The organism is Sphingomonas sp. NPDC092440, from assembly GCF_044754985.1.
Taxonomy (GTDB): Bacteria; Pseudomonadota; Alphaproteobacteria; order Sphingomonadales; family Sphingomonadaceae; genus Sphingomonas.
Window position 1 is genome coordinate 1 of sequence record NZ_JBIVQA010000035.1, and the last position, 2,308, is coordinate 2,308.

Here is a 2,308-nt window from a genome sequence, read left to right on the forward strand (position 1 = left end):
AGTGTCAGTGGGCGTGTAATTCTCCGCGGATGTGGGCTTTGAAAATTCCCTGATTGTTGGGCCTGGTTGCCCAATGAGCCGGGGTTAACCCCGGCTCATTGGGCAACGCCAAAATCGGCGCGATGACCTCCTGCGGGAGGCGGCGCTGATGATCCGACTTGGAGAAGCCATGATGATACTGGAGTTGCACCGGCAGGGGCTGTCGGTGACGGCGATCGCCCGCCGGACGGGCCGTGATCCCAAGACCGTTCGCAAATACATCGAGCGCGGCGTCGAGGTGCCGGTTTACGGCCCCCGCAATGCCGGGCGGCCGAGCAAGATCGCGCCCTACATGGAGTTCCTGCGCGAGCGCGTGACGGCGTTCTCCGAGCTGACGGCCTCGCGCCTCACGCGCGAGATCAGGGAGATGGGCTATGCCGGCGCGTACACCGCGGTGAAGCGCTACCTGGCAGCAATCCGGCCCGACCATGATCCCAAGCCTTACGAGGTTCGCTTCGAGACCAAGGCCGGCGTGCAGGCCCAGGTCGACTTCGCCCGGTTCGTCGTCGAGTTCACCGACGAGCCGGGCGTGGTGCGCATCGTCTGGCTGTTCAGCCTGGTGCTGGGCTACTCGCGCCTCGTGTTCGCCCGCTATGTGCTGCATCAGGACCTGCAGACGCTGCTGCGCTGTCACATGCAGGCGTTCGAGGCGATCGATGGCGTGCCGATCGAGATCCTCTATGACCGGATGAAGACCGCGGTCACCGGCGAGGACGACCAGGGCCACATCGTCTACAACACCTCGCTGCTGGCGCTGGCGAAGCACTACCGGTTCCAGCCCCGGGCGTGCCGGCCCTATCGCGCCAAGACGAAGGGGAAAGTTGAGCGGCCGTTCCGCTACATCCGCGAGGACTTCTTCCTGGGCCGATCCTTCCGCAACATGGAGGACCTCAACGCCCAGCTCGTCGAGTGGCTCGACACGGTGGCCAATGTCCGGGTGCACGGCACGACGCAGCGCGTGGTGGCCGAGGCCTTCGCCGAGGAGCAGGAAGAACTGCAGCGGCTGCCCGAACACCGCTTCAACGCCGTGCTGAAGCTCGAGCGGCGGGTTACCCATGACGGCTTTGTGGCGGTCGGCGGCAACTTCTACAGCGTGCCTGACCGCACGCGCCGCATCGTCGAGGTCGAGCAGCTACCGGACGTAGTCCGGGTAATCGATCGCGGCGTTGTGGTTGCTGAGCACCCTGTGCTCGAAGGACGCCTCCAGTATCGCATCGACCGGCGTCATCGCACCGGAAGGCCTCAATCGCGGCCACAGGAACGGCGCACGACGATGATCGGCCGGCTCGGTGACCATGTGCCGCTGCGCTCGCTGGCGGTTTATGAAGCCATTGGCGCGAGCCTGGCGATGGAAGGGCGGCCATGAACGGCGCGGCACCATCCTCGCGCGTCGACTCGATCCGCCGCAGCCTGGTCAGCCTCAAGATGCCGCGGGCGCTTGAGATCCTCGACGTGACCTTGCGACGCATCGAGCAGGGCCAGATCGACGGCATCGAGGCGCTCGACGATCTGCTCGGCGAGGAGCTGTCTCTGCGCGAGAACCGCCGAATCAAGGCGGCCCTGCGCATGGCGCGGCTGCCCGTCGTCAAGACGCTCGCCGGCTACGACTTCTCGTTCCAGCCCTCGCTCGACCGCAACCGCATCCTGGCGCTCGCCGGCCTCGACTTCATCGAGCGCGCCGAGGTCGTCCATCTGCTGGGCCCGCCCGGCACCGGGAAAAGCCACATCGCGACCGCGCTGGCGGTCGAGGCCGTGCGCGCCGGCAAGGCGGTCTACTTCATCCCGCTGGCTGATCTGATCGCCCAGCTCGCCAAGGCCGAGCGCGAGGGCACGCTTCGCGAGAAGATCCGCTTCCTCACCAGAGCGTCGCTGCTCGTCGTCGACGAGATCGGTTACCTGCCGGTCACACCCGGCGGCGCGAACCTGTTCTTCCAGCTGGTCAACGCCCGCTACGAAAAGGGCGCCATGATCCTCACCTCTAACCGCGGCTTCGCCGAATGGGGCGAGGTCTTCGGCGATGCCGTCGTGGCGACGGCGCTGCTCGACAGGCTGCTGCACCACGCCGTCGTCATCCAGATCGAGGGCTCCAGCTACAGGATGCGCGAGCACGCCGCGCTGGTGCCCGAAAACGTCCGCGCCGGCGTCACGTTCAATCCACCGCCAAAGCGTCGCGGCCGCCCGCCAACGAAAGGAAAACCCGATCCCGAATACGGCTGATCACCGCATAGCTCAAACCGCCAGCATAGGGAATTTTAAGCGCCCACATCTG

The 2,308-nt window shown here is 66.0% G+C and carries 2 protein-coding genes; both read left to right on the plus strand.

What is annotated here, in order from left to right:
* Nucleotides 1–148 precede the first annotated feature (148 nt).
* Entirely contained in the window at nt 149–1,405 is a 1,257-nt protein-coding gene (istA, locus tag ACIQCS_RS23910) for an IS21 family transposase (protein ID WP_286771854.1), read from the plus strand.
* Nucleotides 1,402–2,256 carry an IS21-like element helper ATPase IstB gene (gene istB / locus ACIQCS_RS23915; RefSeq protein ID WP_286771855.1) on the plus strand — a complete coding sequence of 285 codons (855 nt, stop codon included), beginning with the start codon at nt 1,402–1,404 and terminating at the stop codon, nt 2,254–2,256. Before istA ends, istB begins: the two co-directional genes overlap by 4 nt.
* The last annotated feature ends 52 nt before the right edge of the window (nt 2,257–2,308 follow it).